At 67.9% G+C, this 14,538-nt stretch carries 14 protein-coding genes and 1 pseudogene; 6 read left to right on the top strand and 9 right to left on the bottom strand.

The genetic code is table 11. The features are described from left to right. Positions 1-30 precede the first annotated feature (30 nt). Positions 31-810: an SDR family NAD(P)-dependent oxidoreductase gene (locus ABH915_RS00190; protein WP_018776074.1), complete on the top strand. Its 780-nt coding sequence runs from the start codon at positions 31-33 to the stop codon at positions 808-810. A 4-nt stretch (positions 811-814) separates the two neighbouring features. On the opposite strand, the gene ABH915_RS00185 is transcribed toward ABH915_RS00190, so the two are convergent. The 4 genes from ABH915_RS00185 to ABH915_RS00170 form a co-directional block, all read right to left on the bottom strand. Next, positions 815-1,474: a GntR family transcriptional regulator gene (locus ABH915_RS00185; protein WP_018776075.1), complete on the bottom strand. Its 660-nt coding sequence runs from the start codon at positions 1,472-1,474 to the stop codon at positions 815-817. A 118-nt stretch (positions 1,475-1,592) separates the two neighbouring features. Next, positions 1,593-2,585, bottom strand: a complete 993-nt coding sequence (locus ABH915_RS00180) for a transketolase family protein (RefSeq protein WP_370116454.1) — start codon at positions 2,583-2,585, stop codon at positions 1,593-1,595. After that, on the bottom strand, positions 2,582-3,463 hold the full coding sequence (locus ABH915_RS00175; RefSeq protein WP_370124899.1) for a transketolase: 882 nt from the start codon (positions 3,461-3,463) through the stop codon (positions 2,582-2,584). The genes ABH915_RS00180 and ABH915_RS00175 overlap by 4 nt, the downstream gene beginning before the upstream one ends. A gap of 90 nt (positions 3,464-3,553) precedes the next feature. Then, a complete protein-coding gene (locus ABH915_RS00170) occupies positions 3,554-4,891 on the bottom strand; it encodes an MFS transporter (protein WP_370116451.1) in 1,338 nt (445 codons plus the stop codon). A 194-nt stretch (positions 4,892-5,085) separates the two neighbouring features. On the opposite strand from ABH915_RS00170, the gene ABH915_RS00165 reads away from it, so the two are divergent. From ABH915_RS00165 to ABH915_RS00150, 4 genes are all read left to right on the top strand, one after another. Next, positions 5,086-5,910 (top strand): sugar phosphate isomerase/epimerase family protein, encoded by an 825-nt coding sequence (locus tag ABH915_RS00165; protein WP_370116448.1) that lies wholly within the window; start codon positions 5,086-5,088, stop codon positions 5,908-5,910. 98 nt (positions 5,911-6,008) lie between these two features. After that, positions 6,009-6,782, top strand: coding sequence for an SDR family NAD(P)-dependent oxidoreductase (locus ABH915_RS00160; RefSeq protein WP_370116445.1), 774 nt, complete (start codon positions 6,009-6,011; stop codon positions 6,780-6,782). A 46-nt stretch (positions 6,783-6,828) separates the two neighbouring features. Beyond that, on the top strand, positions 6,829-8,586 hold the full coding sequence (locus ABH915_RS00155; protein ID WP_370116443.1) for a dihydroxyacetone kinase family protein: 1,758 nt from the start codon (positions 6,829-6,831) through the stop codon (positions 8,584-8,586). A gap of 14 nt (positions 8,587-8,600) precedes the next feature. Next, positions 8,601-9,065, top strand: coding sequence for a ribose-5-phosphate isomerase (locus tag ABH915_RS00150; protein ID WP_370124898.1), 465 nt, complete (start codon positions 8,601-8,603; stop codon positions 9,063-9,065). A 48-nt stretch (positions 9,066-9,113) separates the two neighbouring features. Here ABH915_RS00150 and ABH915_RS00145 read toward each other — a convergent pair whose 3' ends face one another. From ABH915_RS00145 to ABH915_RS00130, 4 genes and pseudogenes are all read right to left on the bottom strand, one after another. Beyond that, positions 9,114-10,232 carry a sulfite oxidase gene (locus tag ABH915_RS00145; protein ID WP_370116440.1) on the bottom strand — a complete coding sequence of 373 codons (1,119 nt, stop codon included), beginning with the start codon at positions 10,230-10,232 and terminating at the stop codon, positions 9,114-9,116. Positions 10,233-10,396: 164 nt separating this feature from the next. After that, a pseudogene (locus tag ABH915_RS00140) lies at positions 10,397-11,252 on the bottom strand (SDR family oxidoreductase). Between the two features lie 4 nt (positions 11,253-11,256). After that, a complete protein-coding gene (locus ABH915_RS00135; protein WP_370116438.1) occupies positions 11,257-12,261 on the bottom strand; it encodes an aldo/keto reductase family protein in 1,005 nt (334 codons plus the stop codon). 40 nt (positions 12,262-12,301) lie between these two features. Continuing rightward, positions 12,302-12,937 (bottom strand): hypothetical protein, encoded by a 636-nt coding sequence (locus ABH915_RS00130; protein ID WP_370116435.1) that lies wholly within the window; start codon positions 12,935-12,937, stop codon positions 12,302-12,304. Positions 12,938-13,227: 290 nt separating this feature from the next. Here ABH915_RS00130 and ABH915_RS00125 point away from each other — a divergent pair, with 290 nt between their 5' ends. Then, on the top strand, positions 13,228-13,656 hold the full coding sequence (locus tag ABH915_RS00125; protein ID WP_370124897.1) for a YchJ family protein: 429 nt from the start codon (positions 13,228-13,230) through the stop codon (positions 13,654-13,656). Positions 13,657-13,681: 25 nt separating this feature from the next. Here the strand turns inward: ABH915_RS00125 and ABH915_RS00120 are convergent, their stop codons facing one another. Then, complete coding sequence (locus ABH915_RS00120) at positions 13,682-14,461, bottom strand: hypothetical protein (RefSeq protein WP_370116433.1); 780 nt, start codon at positions 14,459-14,461, stop codon at positions 13,682-13,684. Positions 14,462-14,538: the final 77 nt, after the last annotated feature.

Below are 14,538 nucleotides of genomic sequence, written 5' to 3'. Positions count from 1 at the left end.
CACGTACTCCGCGGCACAAGGCAGGCGACCATGGTGAACATCGGGATTCCTGAAAGCGGCTTGCTTCACGGCAAGACCGCCCTGATCTACGGCGGCGGCGGAGCGGTCGGCGGGGCGGTGGCAAGGGCTTTCGCGGCCGACGGCGCCACGGTGCACATTGCCGGCAGGACGGAATCACGGCTGGAAAAAGTTGCCAATGACATTCGCGAGGCGGGCGGCACAGCCGAAACCGCCGTCGTCGACGCCCTGGACGAAGAGCAGGTGGATGCCTTCGTAAGCCGGGTGGCGAAGAAGACCAAGAGGATCGACATCTCCTTCAACGTGATCTCGTTCGGCGACGTCCAGCAGCCACTCATGGAAATTGATGTGGATGACTTCACCCAGCCCATCACCCTGGCCGCGCGGACGCACTTCCTGACCACCCGCGCGGCCGCCGCCTACATGGTCAAGCAGCGCTCCGGCGTCGTGCTCATGTTCGGGGGCTCGGGCCCGCAGACGATCCCCGGCCTGGGCGGTTTCAAGGTGGCGCTCGACGCGATGGAGGGGCTGCGCCGGCAGTGGGCCCTGGAACTGGGAAAACACGGCATCAGGGTGGTCACCATGGTCACCGGCGGCATTATCGAAACCATCCCGTGGCAGGCCGAAGGCCGCGAGGAGATCGTGGTGGAGATTGCCAGGGCCGCGCACCTGAACCGCACGGCCACGCTGGCGGATGTCGGTAACGTGGCATCCTTCATCGTCTCGGACAAGGCGGCAGCCATCACGGACGCGACCGTCAACATCTCCGCCGGCGCGATCGTGGACTACTGACCGCTTAGGCCACCAGGTTGGCTGCGGCGACGTCCATGTGCTCGAGGACCGTCGTGCGGGCCAGTGTCGCGTTGCCGGTCTCGATCGCGGCGACGATGTCGTGGTGCCGGTCCACGCTCATGTTCTTGACGGCCCTCTCGATCCCGGCAAACATGATGGACATCCGAATGGAGCCCTCAAGCGACTCCCAGGAGTGCAGCAGGGTCTCGTTTCCGGTGAGCCGGCACAGTGTCCGGTGGAACTCCAGATCGGATTCAATCCGTTCCTCCAGGCTGGCCTCGGCGGCCGCGGCCATGGCATCGACGGCCGAGCGCAGGGAGGTAATCACGGAGGCCCGGTCCGGCAACTCACACAGCGTCCGGACCGCAAGCGATTCGAGCGCGGCCCGGACGGCGAAGATGTCCCGGATTTCCTTGCCGTCCAGGTGCCGCACGGACAGCCTGCCGCGCGGTCCGGCCGACAGCAGTCCTTCCTGCTCCAGCTGACGCAGGGCCTCGCGCAGTGTTCCGCGGCTGATCTGGAGCATGTCGGAGAGTTCGGTCTCCACCAGATGCCGCCCTGGCTCAAGCTCGCCGCTCGTGATGGCCGTGCGCAGGGCGGATAGCGCCTGCTCGCGGAGGCTCTTCTTTTCCAGTCCGAGAAGCGGGGCTGTTGCTCCGGCCATCGTTAGTCCTCACGCTCAGTGGTCAACTGTCTGTCAGTGGTCAACTGTCTACAGTTGGTGTGTTAACAGTTGATGGTACGGCACGGCGGGGCCGGTGACTGCCGGCCCCGCAAGATCCTCAGCCGAGTTCGGCGAGCACCTTGGCGACGATCCTCTGCACCGAGAGGCCGTAGCGTTCGTGCAGGGTGGGCAGTGCGCCGGCGTCCAGGAATTCGTCCGGCAGCGCTACCGGCACCAACCGTTTGCCCAGTCCCGCGGTGACCACGGCCGAGGCCACGGTCTCGAACAACCCGCCCACCACACTGTGGTTCTCCAACGTGACCGCCAGGCGGTCGGTGTTCAGCTCGGCGAGGACCGTCGCGGTGTCGAACGGCTTGATGGTGGGGGCGTGGACGACCGCGACATCCACGTGGTGCGCTGCCAGCGCCTCGGCCGCCTGGAGGGCCCGCATTGTCATGAGCCCGCTGGAGATGAAGACGACGTCACGGCCTCCACGCAGGACTTTCGCCTTGCCGAGCTCGAAGGTGTAGTCGTACTCGTCCAGCACGGTGGGGACGTTGCCGCGCAGCAGACGCAGGTATGTGGGCCCCTCGCTGGCCGCCAACTGCGGGACCGCCTGCTCGATGTCCAGCGAGTCGCAGGGATCCACGATGGTCAGGTTGGGCATCCCGCGGAAGATCGCCATGTCCTCGGTCGCCTGGTGGCTTGGACCGTACCCGGTGGTCAGCCCCGGGAGCCCGCCGACGATATTGACGTTGAGGTTCGGCTCGGCGGCATCCAGGCACAGAAAATCGTAGGCGCGCCGGGCAGCGAACACCGAATACGTCGAGGCGAACGGGACCAGGCCGGTCTCTGCCAGGCCGGCCGCGGCGCCGAAGAGCAGCTGTTCGGCCATGCCCATCTGGAAGAAGCGTTCCGGGAAGGCCTGGGCGAAAATGTGCATGTCCGTGTACTTGCCCAGGTCCGCGGTCAGTCCCACGATCTTGTCGTTCTCCTGCGCGGCCCTGACCAGGGCGTGCCCGAACGGCGCGGACGCGGTCTTCTGGCCCGGGTCCGCGAAGGAGGCGATCATGGCAGAGGTCTTCAGTTTCGGTGTTGTTGCGGTACTCATCGTGCGGCCTTTCCTTCGAAACCTGCGGTCAGCTGCTCGCGGCAGAGCTGCCATTCGTGTTCTTCGATGCGCATGAAGTGGGCTTTTTCGCGGTCCTCGAGCAGCGGCACGCCGCGGCCCACCTTCGTGTCGCACAGGATCACGGAGGGACGTCCGACGGCGGCCGCCTGGGCGGCCGCGTTGTCGAACGCGGCCAGCAGCGCGCCGACGTCGTTCCCGTTCACGCGCTGGGCGTACCAGCCAAACGCCTGCCACTTTTCGGTGACGGGCTCGGTGCGCAGCACGGTGTCGGTCTTGCCGTCGGCCTGCAGGGCGTTGATGTCCACCATGGCGGTGAGGTTGCCGAGCCGGTGGTGGTGGGCGCCCATCGCGGCCTCCCACGTGGAGCCCTCGTCGAGTTCGCCGTCGGAGAGGAAGTTGTAGACCCGGGAACCCGAACCCTGGTAGCGCAGGCCCAGGGCGGCGCCGACGGCGATGGAGAGGCCGTGCCCGAGGGAGCCGCCGGAAATCTCCATACCGGGGGTGTAGGTGGACATCCCGGACATCGGCAGCCGGGAGTCGTCCGAGCCGTAGGTCTCCAGTTCCTTGACGGGGATGATTCCGGCCTCGGCGAGGGCCGCGTAGTGGCCGATCGCGTAGTGGCCGGTGGAGAGCAGGAACCGGTCGCGGTCCTCCCACCCAGGATCGTCGGCGCGGAACCGGAGCTGGTCCGCGTAGACCGCGGCGAGCATGTCGGCCGCGCCGAGGGCCTGGCCCACGTAGCCTTGGCCCTGGACTTCGCCCATGTTCAGGGCATGGTGGCGGATCCGGTAGGCGGCCCCTTCGACCCGCGCCAGGCGTTCTGCCTCGACGCCGGAGGCTTTGCCTCGGGTTGTTATTTCCTGTGTTGAAACCACAATTCTGCCTTTCAAATATGACGTGACGAGCTGCTGGGGGCTGCCTTCGACGGCTTCCGGGGCGGTGCGTTTCTACGCGCTCACGTGGGTGGGGGTGCTTTTGGTGGCCTCGGCAGCGAGTTCACGTTCGCGCTTGCCCCAGGTTTCACGGGTGGCAACGGCGGCCCACAGGCCGATGGCGGCATAGGTGCCGAAGAGCAGTGCCGGTCCCATCCAGCCGAAGCTGACGAAGAGCAAGGTGGTGATGAACGGGGTGAACCCTGAGACCATGGCCGAGATCTGGTATGCCAGCGAGGCGCCGGAGGCTCGGGTCTTGGCCTGGAACAGCTCCGGGAACCACGGGCCCTGGGCGCCGGCCAGGGAGTTCTGGCAGACGGCGTAGGAAATCACGAGGGTGGCGATGATGAAGATGAACAGTCCGGTGTTGACCAGCAGGAACATCGGCACCGCGAAGGCCACGGCGAAGGCGCAGGACCAGATGTAGAGCGGGCGCCGGCCGATCCTGTCCGTCAGCCGCGCCCAGGCCTGGGTGGCGAAGATGCCGATTGCGGAGGCGATGCACAAGGCCACGAGCGTCTGGGACTTGTCGGCCAGGTGCTGGCTGTTCAGGTAGGAAATCATGTACGTGATGGACACGGCGTAGCCGGCGGTCTCGGCGATGCGCAGGCCGATGCCCTTGACGATGTTGCGCCAGTCGGTCTTCAGGACCTCCGTGATGGGCGACTTGACGATGTCGCCGCTGTCCTTGACCTCGTCGAAGACGGGGGACTCGGGGACCTTGGAACGGATGATCAGTCCGACGACGACCAGCACGATGCTGGCGAGGAACGGAACGCGCCAGGCGAGTTCGCCGCCGAGCTGGACGCTGAAGAGGAACACGAGGTTGGCCAGCAGCAGCCCGACCGGGAAGCCGGCCTGAACCATGCCGGTGTACTTTCCCTTCGATTTCCAGGGTGCGTGTTCGTAGCTCATGAGGATGGCGCCGCCCCACTCCGCGCCGAAGGCCAGGCCCTGGACGATGCGGACGAACACCAGCAGAGCCGGAGCCAACAGACCCACCTGGGTGTAGGTGGGGAGCAGGCCGATGACGAAAGTGGCGATGCCCATGAGGATGAGGGAGGCCACCAGGACCGGCTTGCGGCCGACTTTGTCCCCGAGGTGCCCGCCGATGATGCCGCCGATCGGGCGGGCCGCGAATCCGACACCCAGGGTGGCGAAGGCAGCCAGGGTTCCGGTCACGGGATCGCCGGTGGGGAAGAAGGCCGTACCGAAGTACAGGGCAGCCGCCGTGCCGAAGCCGATGAAGTCATAGGTTTCGATGACGGCGCCGACGCTGGAGCCGATCGCGACCCGTTTCGCTTCCCTGGTGCCGTGCACCGGGCCCCGCATGGTCAGAGCTTCGTTGCTCATGTCAATCCCTTTCGAAGAGAGCTGCCGACGCTTCCGCACCGACACTGTCGACTGTTAACAGATGATATGCCAGTGTGACCCGCGCCATAAGGCAATGTCAACAGTCAACTTCAAAGGTTGACTGTTGACAGTCGAATTTTGTAGTGTGGTCCATATCACCACCGCCTCCGGGCGCGACCAGAGGATCAACGACGATGTTCAATTCCCGACTCGGCTGCTCGTCCATCAGCTTCCGCCACCAGAGCCTGCCAGAGGCCCTGCGCACCATCGAGGGCCTCGGCTTTGAGGAAATAGATCTCGGTGCCCTGCCCGGAGTGTGCGACCACGTTCCCTACGACCTCGATGCCGATGCCGTCGCTGCCGTCACGGCCGAGGTGGTTGCCTCCGGGCTGCGGGTCCGGTCGGTTAACGGGGACATCGGGGACCTGAACGCTCTACTCGACGCCGACGCACAGTCAGCACGGAACCGGCACCTTGACGCGCTGCTCGCCTTGGCGGCCGGCACGGGCGCGAATGCGCTGGTCCTGCCCTGCGGCGCCCTCGGCCACGACCCGGTCCGCAGCCTCGACGAGGATCTGGACACCATTGCCGCGCAACTCACCGCCGCCAAGCGGCGGGCCGACGTGTTCGGCGTCGAGCTCTGGACCGAGTCCCTGCACTTCCTGAGGTTCTGCTGGAACCTTGAGCGCGCGGAAGAGCTGGCCGGGCGGCTGGCCGGTTCCGGGGTCGGGATCGTCATGGACTTCAGCCATATCGTGGCCGCCGGCGAGGATCCGTTGGACTACCTCAAGCGCCATCGGGGCCGGATCGCCCACGTCCACTTGCGCGATGCAGTGCCGGGGAACATCAACCTCAGCATCGGCAACGGCCAGGCCGATTTCGCCGCCGGCCTGGAGGCCCTCGCGGCTGACGGCTATACCGGCCACTTCTCCCTTGAGCTGGAGACCCGGGACGTCACCCACGGGGAGCGCCCCGCGGCGGCCGCCAAGGCCGCGAGCTTCATCACAGACCTCATCTGACCCAGCGATTGCTCCGAAACGGCCCTTTTGGACCCCCAAAACGGCGCCACTGGAGCAATCGATTCAATCCAAGACACAACACCAACCCAAGGAGCATCATGAGCACCATTCAGCGCACCGCCGTCCTCACCGGGGCAACCTCGGACCGGGGCATCGGCATCACCACTGCACGCCGCTACGCCAGCCAGGGCTGGGCCGTGGTGATCCTGGACCTCGACGGCGAGAAGTCTGCCAAGGTCGCAGCGGAGATCGGCAACGAGTTCACCGTTCCCGCGTTTGGCTTCGAGGTCGACGTCGCCAGCGAGGACTCCGTGACAGCCGCGTACAACGCTGTGGCCGCCGAAGTCCGCTCCGGCAGCCTTCCCGCCGTCGGGGCCCTGGCCAATATCGCCGGCATCACTTCCCCGGTGCCGTTCCTCGAGACCACCCTGGAGCTGTGGAACAAGGTCATGGCCGTGAACGCGACGGGAACCTACCTTGTCACCCGCGCCTTCCTGCCGGACATGATCGCCAGCGGCTGGGGCCGGATCGTGAACATGTCCTCGGTTTCCGCCCAGCGCGGCGGCGGCGTCTTCGGCAAGGTCCCGTACTCCGCAGCCAAGGCCGCCATCCTGGGCTTCACCAAGGCCCTGGCCCGCGAAATAGGCAGCACCGGCGTGACCGTCAACGCCATCACCCCCGGCGCCGTGGACACGAACATCCGTGTGGGCAGCACCGAAGAGCAGGAAGCGGCCATCAACGCCGGCATTCCGCTGGGGCGCAACGCCAGTACCGAGGAAATCGCGGCCGTCATCACGTTCCTGTCCTCCGAGGAATCCGCCTACCTCACCGGCACCACCATCGATATCAACGGCGGAAGCCACATCCACTAGCCGTCCCGCCGTCGAGAAGACCGCGAGCAGCTGAAAGAGCCCCACGATGACCAGAATATTTAACAACCCGTCCGATTTCGCCGAGGAAGCCCTCGCCGGCTTCTGCGACGTCCATGCGAACCTGGTGCGCCAGGTCCCCGGCGGCGCCGTCCGCCGGCACCGGCCCCGCCAACCGAAGGTGGCCGTGCTGGCCGGCGGCGGCTCGGGGCACTACCCGGCCTTCGCCGGGCTGATCGGCACCGGACTGGCCGACGGCGCCGTCGTCGGGAATATCTTCACCTCGCCGTCGGCCCAGCAGGCGTACTCCGTGGCCAAGGCAGCGGAATCCGGCGCCGGGGTGGTCTTCACCTATGGCAACTACGCGGGCGACGTCATGAACTTCGGGATGGCCAGCGAACGGCTCGCCGCCGAGGGGATCGAAGTGGAGAACGTCCTGGTGACCGACGACGTCGCCAGCGCGCCGCCGTCGGAGTCGGAAAAACGCCGCGGCATTGCTGGTGATTTCACGGTCTTCAAGATCATGGGCGCGGCCGCCGAAGCCGGCGCCGACCTGGCCGAGGTGGTGCGCCTGGGCCGGAAGGCCAACGACCTGACCCGCACCATCGGCAGTGCCTTCCACGGCTGCACCTTCCCCGGCGCCGAGGCGCCGCTGTTCACCCTCGAGGACCGCCAGATGGGCCTCGGCCTGGGCATTCACGGCGAACCCGGCCTGTTCGACACGGATCTGCCGCCGGCGAAGGAGCTGGGACAGGAGTTCGTGTCCCGGCTGCTGGCTGAGACGCCGCATGGTGCGGGAGACCGCATCGCCGTCATTCTCAACGGGCTCGGTTCCACTAAGCACGAAGAACTCTTCGTCCTCTGGCTCAGCGTCGCAACGCTGCTTCGCGCCGCCGGCTACACACTGGTGATGCCGGAAGTCGGCGAACTGGTTACAAGCCTGGATATGGCCGGTGTGTCCCTGACCGTGACGTGGCTCGATGACGAACTCGAGCCGCTCTGGACAGCTCCCGCTGAGACCCCCGCCTACCGGCGCGGGAATGCCGCGCTCCCCGGCGGCGAGGCGGACGAGCCGGCCACGGCCGAGGTCACGGAGGCGCCGGAGGCCTTCGCCGCGGCAGAAGCTTCACGCGCCTATGCACAGCAGTGCGTGGCCGCCCTGGCGGCAGCCCGCGAAGCCATCCACGACGCCGAGAAGTTCCTCGGCGACCTCGATGCCATCGCCGGCGACGGAGACCACGGGCGGGGCATGGTGCGCGGGATTGATGCGGCCAGTGCCGCCGCTGCAGACGCTGCGTCCCGCGGTGCCGGTGCCGGTGCCGCTCTGGCCGCAGCCGGCGATGCGTGGGCGGACAACGCCGGCGGCACCTCCGGGGTGCTGTGGGGCGCCGGCCTGCGGGCCTTTGGCGAGGCCGTCGGCAACGACCACGCACCCAGCGCAGCCGAACTTGCGGCAGCGGTGGCAGCCTTTGCCGCCCGGATCGCCGAGCTCGGCAAGGCCGACGTCGGCGACAAGACCATGGTGGACGCGCTGGTCCCGTTTGCCGAGACCTTCAGCCGGCTCACCAGCGAAGGGGCGGGGGCGGATGCCGGCTGGGCGGAAGCTGCCCGGGAGGCTGCCTCCGCGGCGCAGGCCACCGCGGCCCTGCGCCCGCTGAAGGGCCGGGCGCGGCCCCTGGCGGAAAAGAGCGTGGGCACACCCGACCCCGGAGCCACGTCCCTGGCAATGGTGTTCACTGTCTTCGGTCCGCACCTTGCCGGTGTGAATATTGCAGGTGTGCGGCAGGCTGCAGGGGCACGCCCGTGAGCCCGGCAGCAGGGATCCGGCTCATTGTGGGTGCCGACGAGGCCGGAGTGGATTACAAGGACCAGATCCTGGCGGACCTTCGGACGGACCCGCGGGTGGCCGAGGTCATCGACATCGGCGTCAACCGGGCCGACGCCCCGGCGGAGTTCGCCAAGCCGTACCCGTACGTGGGCATCGCCGCGGGCGAATTGATCCGGGACGGGCAGGCGGACCGGGCCATCCTGTTCTGCGGCACCGGGATCGGTGTCGCCATCGCCGCCAACAAGGTGGACGGCATCCGGGCCGCGACCGCCCATGACTCCTTCAGCGTGGAGCGCTCCGTGCTCTCCAACAACTGCCAGGTCCTCACGATGGGCCAGCGCGTGGTGGGGCTGGAACTGGCACGGCGGCTGGCGCGGGAGTGGATCGGCTACACCTTCGATCCGTCGTCCGCCTCGGCGGACAAGGTCAAGGTGCTCACCGGCTACGAGGGATGCTGAGCCCTGCCCCAGGCCGCCCGGCCAGGCGCGGGCCCGGGCTCCAGGCCGCTACGCCACGCTGACCTTGATCCGCTGCACCACGTTGTTGCCCATGCCCTGGTAGTTCCATGCCGGTTCCAGCGGCTGAACCGCGCCGGTGGCATCGGTGGCCCGGCAGGAGAGCTCGTGTTCGCCGGGATCGGCCACCCACGGCATCGACCACGCACACCACGCGAACGGCGCGGCGGGATGCTCCAAATGGGCCGGGGCCCACTTTCCGTCGATCCCGACCTCGACGCGCTGCACGGCGCCCTGCCCGGACCACGCCCGGCCGGTCAGCATCACCGGTCCCGGGGGCAGGATCCGGCTCCGGGTGAAGAAATCCGGGACGCCCGGGGGAACCATGAGCGAGCGGACCTTGATCCAGTTGACCGGGGTGCCGGGATCCTCGGCATCGTGCTGGTAGCGGTACGCCACCGCCTGCTGGAAACCGTCATAGGGCTTGGTCAGAACCTTGATCGAGGTCAGCCACTTCACGCTCGCCATGCCGTACCAGCCGGGCACCACGAGCCGGAGCGGATAGCCGTGCTGGGGCGGCAGGTCTGCGCCGTTCATCCGGTAGGCGAGCACGACGTCGGGCCGCAGGGCCTCCTCGATCGGCAGGCTGCGCGCGTACTGCTGGGCGACGCCGCCCTGGCTGCCGGCGTCGGCCCCGGTGAAGAGCACCTCCACGGCGTCGTCCTCTACTCCGGCGCGCGTCAGCAGGTAGGCGAGCGGGACACCGGTCCATGCGGCGGTCCCCACTCCCTCGAGTACCCACGGCTGGCTCAGCGGACGGGGCCGCAGGAGGGACCGGCCGTTGCCGGCGCACTCCAGGGTGACCGGGAGGGTGATGCTCGGTGCCCGGAGCAAAGCCCGCAGGCTCAGTTCGAAGGACCGCTGCACGGCGCCGCCGATCCACAGATGCCAGTGCTCGGCGTCGATGAACGGGATGTCGAAGTGGGTGAGCACGTAGTGCAGTCCGGGCGGTGTGGTGTCGCTCCGCAGGGCCTCGAGCGGCATGGAATGGTTCCGCACGGCGAGCTGGAGTTCCTCCGCCGTCAGCGGGCCGTGGCTCGGTTCGTCGGGATGCGACCGTTGCCCGGACTGCCGGCGCGGACTCTTCAGGACAGAAGAGTGTCTGGACATTTGCTTTGGCATGGCACGCCGCGATTCTTCTGAAGGACCAGCCCGGACTTGTGGAGGACCAGCCCGGTTTTATAGGTGTCACCTGGTTTCAGGTCTACGCCGCAGCCCGGAAACCGTCAACACCGCGTCGCGCCGGTCCCGTCCGGTCTCTTCCGACCCAGGGGCTACAGCGTGTGCGCCTCGGCCAGGAACTGCTCGAGGCTCAGCGGTTCGCGGCCCGTCAGCTCATGCACCGCCGACGTCGGACCGGCGAGTTCACCGGCGGCGATGGCCGTGTAGGTGCTCACCCAGGCGTCCATCTGCCATGGCGGGGGCGCCGTAGGAGGCGCGGGACGCGTAGGCCTCCGCCAGGGTCTCGTTGTGGAAGGTGATGGCCCGGCCGGTTCCGGCGGTCAGGAGTTCGGCGCCGCGGGCCAGCGAGATGTCTTCCGGGCCGGTCAGGTCATAGGTCCGTCCCACGTGCAGGGACGGGTCCCGCAGCACGGTGACAGCCGAGCGGGCAACGTCCGCCCGCGCCACGGCCGCCATCACGCCGTCCCCGGCGGGGCCGCGGATCACGCCGTCCTCGCCGGCCAGCAGCGGCAGGAAGTCCAGGTAGAAGTTGTCCCGCAGGAACGTGTAGTCCATGCCGGAGGCCTTGATGCGCTCCTCCGTCGCAAAGTGGTCCCGGCCCAGTGTGAAGGTGGAGTCCGGCGCCGCGCCGAAGAACGAGGTGTACACAATGTGCTGGACGCCGGCTGCGGCCGCCGCATCGATGAAGGCGTAGTGCTGCTGCAGCCGGTCCTCGGCCTCGGCTGCGGAGACCATGAACAACGTTTTCGCCCCGGCCAGCGCCGCCTTCGCCCGCTCCGGTTCGGCGTAGGTGGTCACGAAAGGGACGGCGCCTTCGAGCTCAGGTGCCCGGGCCGCGTCCCGCACCAGGAGCCGTTGCTGGCTGCCTGCGTGGGCCAGCAGCCTGGCCACCAGGCCGCCCAGTTGGCCGGTGGACCCGGTGACGGCAAGCTCGGGAGCGTTGGGCATGGGCCTAGGCCTCGCGGGAGGCGGGCGACTTGGTCTGCGCGGGGTCGCGTTCGGCCAGCGAACCGATGACGGCGTCGATCTTGTCCATGATCACCGCGTCCAGCTTCACACCCGCTGCCGCGACGTTTTTCTCGATTTGCTCCGGCCGGGACGCGCCCATGATCGCCGAGGCCACGTTCTTGTTCTGCAGCACCCAGGCGATGCTGAGCTGCGCCATGGTCAGCCCGGCCTCCTCCGCGATCGGCTTGAGCTGCTGGACGCCGGTGAGGACCTCGTCGGACATCCAGCGTTCGATCATCCGCGAGCCGCCCTTGGAGTCCGTGGCGCGGCTGCCCTCGGGGGCAGGCTTGCCGGGATGGTACTTGCCGCTCAGCACGCCCTGGGCAATCGGGGACCAGACGATCTGGGACAGGCCCAGTTCTTCCGACGCCGGAATCACCTCGGCCTCGATCACCCTCCACAGCATGGAGTACTGCGGCTGGTTGGAGATCAGCTGGAAGCCCAGCTCCTTGGCGAGGGCATGGCCGTCGCGGATCTGGTTGGCCGTCCACTCGCTGACCCCGATGTACAGGGCCTTGCCCTGCCGCACGATGTCTGCGAAGGCCTGCATGGTCTCTTCCAGCGGCGTCTCGTAGTCGTAGCGGTGGGCCTGGTAGAGGTCCACATAGTCCGTCTGCAGCCGCGTGAGGGAGCCGTTGATGGATTCCATGATGTGCTTGCGGGACAGCCCAAGATCGTTGTGGCCTTTGGGCCCGGTGGGGCCGAAGACCTTCGTGAAGATTTCCAGCGACTCGCGGCGCTCGTCCTTCAAAGCAGCTCCGAGGACCGTCTCCGCCACGGTGTTGGCATACACGTCGGCCGTGTCGAAGGTGCTGATACCGGCGTCGAGCGCGGCCCGGACGCACTGGGTGGCGACGTCGTTCTCCACCTGGGAGCCATGGGTCAGCCAGTTGCCAAACGTGATTTCTGAAATCTTGAAGCCGCTGTTCCCGAGGTATCTGAATTCCATGGGTTCCAACGTAGCGGACTTGCCTGCCCGGGGTAAGGGCTCAGCCGGCCTTGCGCTCCTGGACCGGCTGTTTGGCCTTCCCGGGCGGCAGGGTTCCGCGCAGGGACACGAGCGATCCGGTGTCCAGCAGGGACTTCGCTGCGGGCATGGGCGGCTTTTTGAACGCTCGCGGGACGGCGCCAAGTGTTCCATTGGTGTCCGTGGCCGACTGCACGAGGGCAGAGACTTCCTTGATGGCCTGTGCCGGTGCCAGGGGGTTGGGCAGGTCCCGGACGGTGACCCGGACGGCCGGGCCGGCCTCGGCTCTGGCCCTCGCGGCGGCGCGGGCATCTGCCCGGGCCACGGCGGCCGCCCACTCCGGGGACAGCGCCGGTTCCTTCTTGCCTGCGTTCCGGGCCGGGCGCGCGGCCTTCGCGGCTTTGGCCGGCTGGTGCCGCGTTGGCTCCTGTGCCGCATTCTCCCGTGCCGCATCTTCCCCAACCCCTGGTTCCCGTAGTACGGGGCTGCGGCGGAAAAGCCCGGCGGCGGCCAGGACAACGACTGCCGCCAGCCGGCCGAACCCTGCAAGCACGAGGGTGGCGGCGAAAACCAGGAAGAGGCCGAGGAACATGAAGAACGCCACGCCGAGGGTCCCGAAAAAAGTCAGGTTCAGCGCAATGGTCGTTGGATCCTCCATGTCACCTCTCCTTGCCGGCCTGCTTCAGCGTGGTCCCTGCCGCAAGCACGTGGCGGGCAGGAGCCCCCTTAACAATACGTACTTTTCGCCGGCCCCGTGCCGACCCCGGCAGTCGTGGCGAAGATGTGTCAAAGCCGTTATCCGCGGGCGGGGCACGGGGCCTCCCGGCCGGGCGTCTATAGTCAGAGACAGCCCCGCCGGCGTCGTCCGGCCCGCAGGAAGGACACCGTGTGACGCACGCCGCAGCAGCCGATTCCGAGCCCGCCGGAGCATCCGGCACGGACCGGTCGGTGAGTATTCCGGAAGCGGCATATTCCGCGCCGTATGAGGGGAACTGCCCGTGCCTGTCGGGCGAGGCGTATCTGCACTGCTGCGGCCGGTTCCATCGCGGGGACGCCGAGGCGCCGACGGCGGAGCAGCTCATGCGCTCCCGGTACAGCGCCTTCGTGGTCCGGGACGCGGGCTACCTGCTCCGGACCTGGCATCCGGACACGCGCCCCGCGGAACTGGAGTTTGATTCCGGCCTGCAGTGGCGGCGCCTCGATATCCTCTCCACCAGCCGCGGCGGCCCGCTGGACAGCGAAGGCGTGGTGGAATTCGCGGCGCACTACCGGCACGAGGGCGAACGCGGCCTGCACCGCGAAACCAGCCGCTTTGTGCGGGTGGACCGGCGCTGGTATTACCTGTCCGGCTACGAGTCCGGCGGCCTGGCCGGCTGACGCTTCCGGAGCCGGCGCCGTCGGGCTAGCGCCCGGTCGAGTTGTCCCTAGCTGAGTTGTCCCCAGCGGGGTGGTTCTCAACCGTTGCCGCCGGGCTGAAGCCGGCCCGGTCCACCTTGCGGTGGAAGCGCATGCCCGCGAGGCCGCCCAGCACTGCGCCCACCAAAGCCACCGCGGCCACGACAATCGCCGCGATGATGCTGAGGGTGTTCAACTCGCCCTCGTTGATCGGGATGCGCGGGAAGCTGTTCAGGTTGGCCAGGATGTTGAAGCGCTGCCCGGCGACCAGGCCCAGCGCGGCCACGACGATCGCGGCGATCAGGGCCCAGATCCAGACCATGAAGCCCTGCCGGGCGCCGTTGAAGCGGGCCATCCGCCCGGCGACATACCCGCCGCAGTAATAGGAGACCAGGAGGATCCCGAGCAGCACGATGATGCCGGTCAGCCCGACAGTCTGGTTGTTGGAGGCCTGGTCTACGGCGTCGTTCACATCAGTGTTGGTAGCCAGTCCGACGGCGGTGCCGCCGGCGGCGACCAGTGCGGTGAGCAACACGGCCGTACCCGTCGCCGCCAGCCAGCCGAAGAATGCCGAGCCGACCTTGATGCCGCCGAACTGTTCCTTCTCGCGGGCCACAACGGTCTCGCGCGTGGGGATCTCATCCACGACAGTGTCGGCAACCCCGTCGCCGACCGGTGCGTCGCGGACGGGGTCGTCGTGGCGGACTGCCGTCACCGGGCGGGTCGTGGCGTCTTCCTGCGTGGCGGGGCGTGTCGTCTTGTCGTCGGGGCCTGCGGTGCTGCTCATGAGGGCTGCTCACTTTCGCTGAATGACCGGGCACCCTGGAGGTGCCGGTCTGGCGTCAACCTAACCACGGCAGAATC

This window comes from Arthrobacter sp. MW3 TE3886 (genome assembly GCF_041262145.1).
Taxonomy (GTDB): Bacteria; Actinomycetota; Actinomycetes; order Actinomycetales; family Micrococcaceae; genus Arthrobacter.
The sequence above is the reverse complement of the archived record's forward strand: the minus strand, read 5'-3'. Positions and strand labels throughout refer to the sequence as shown.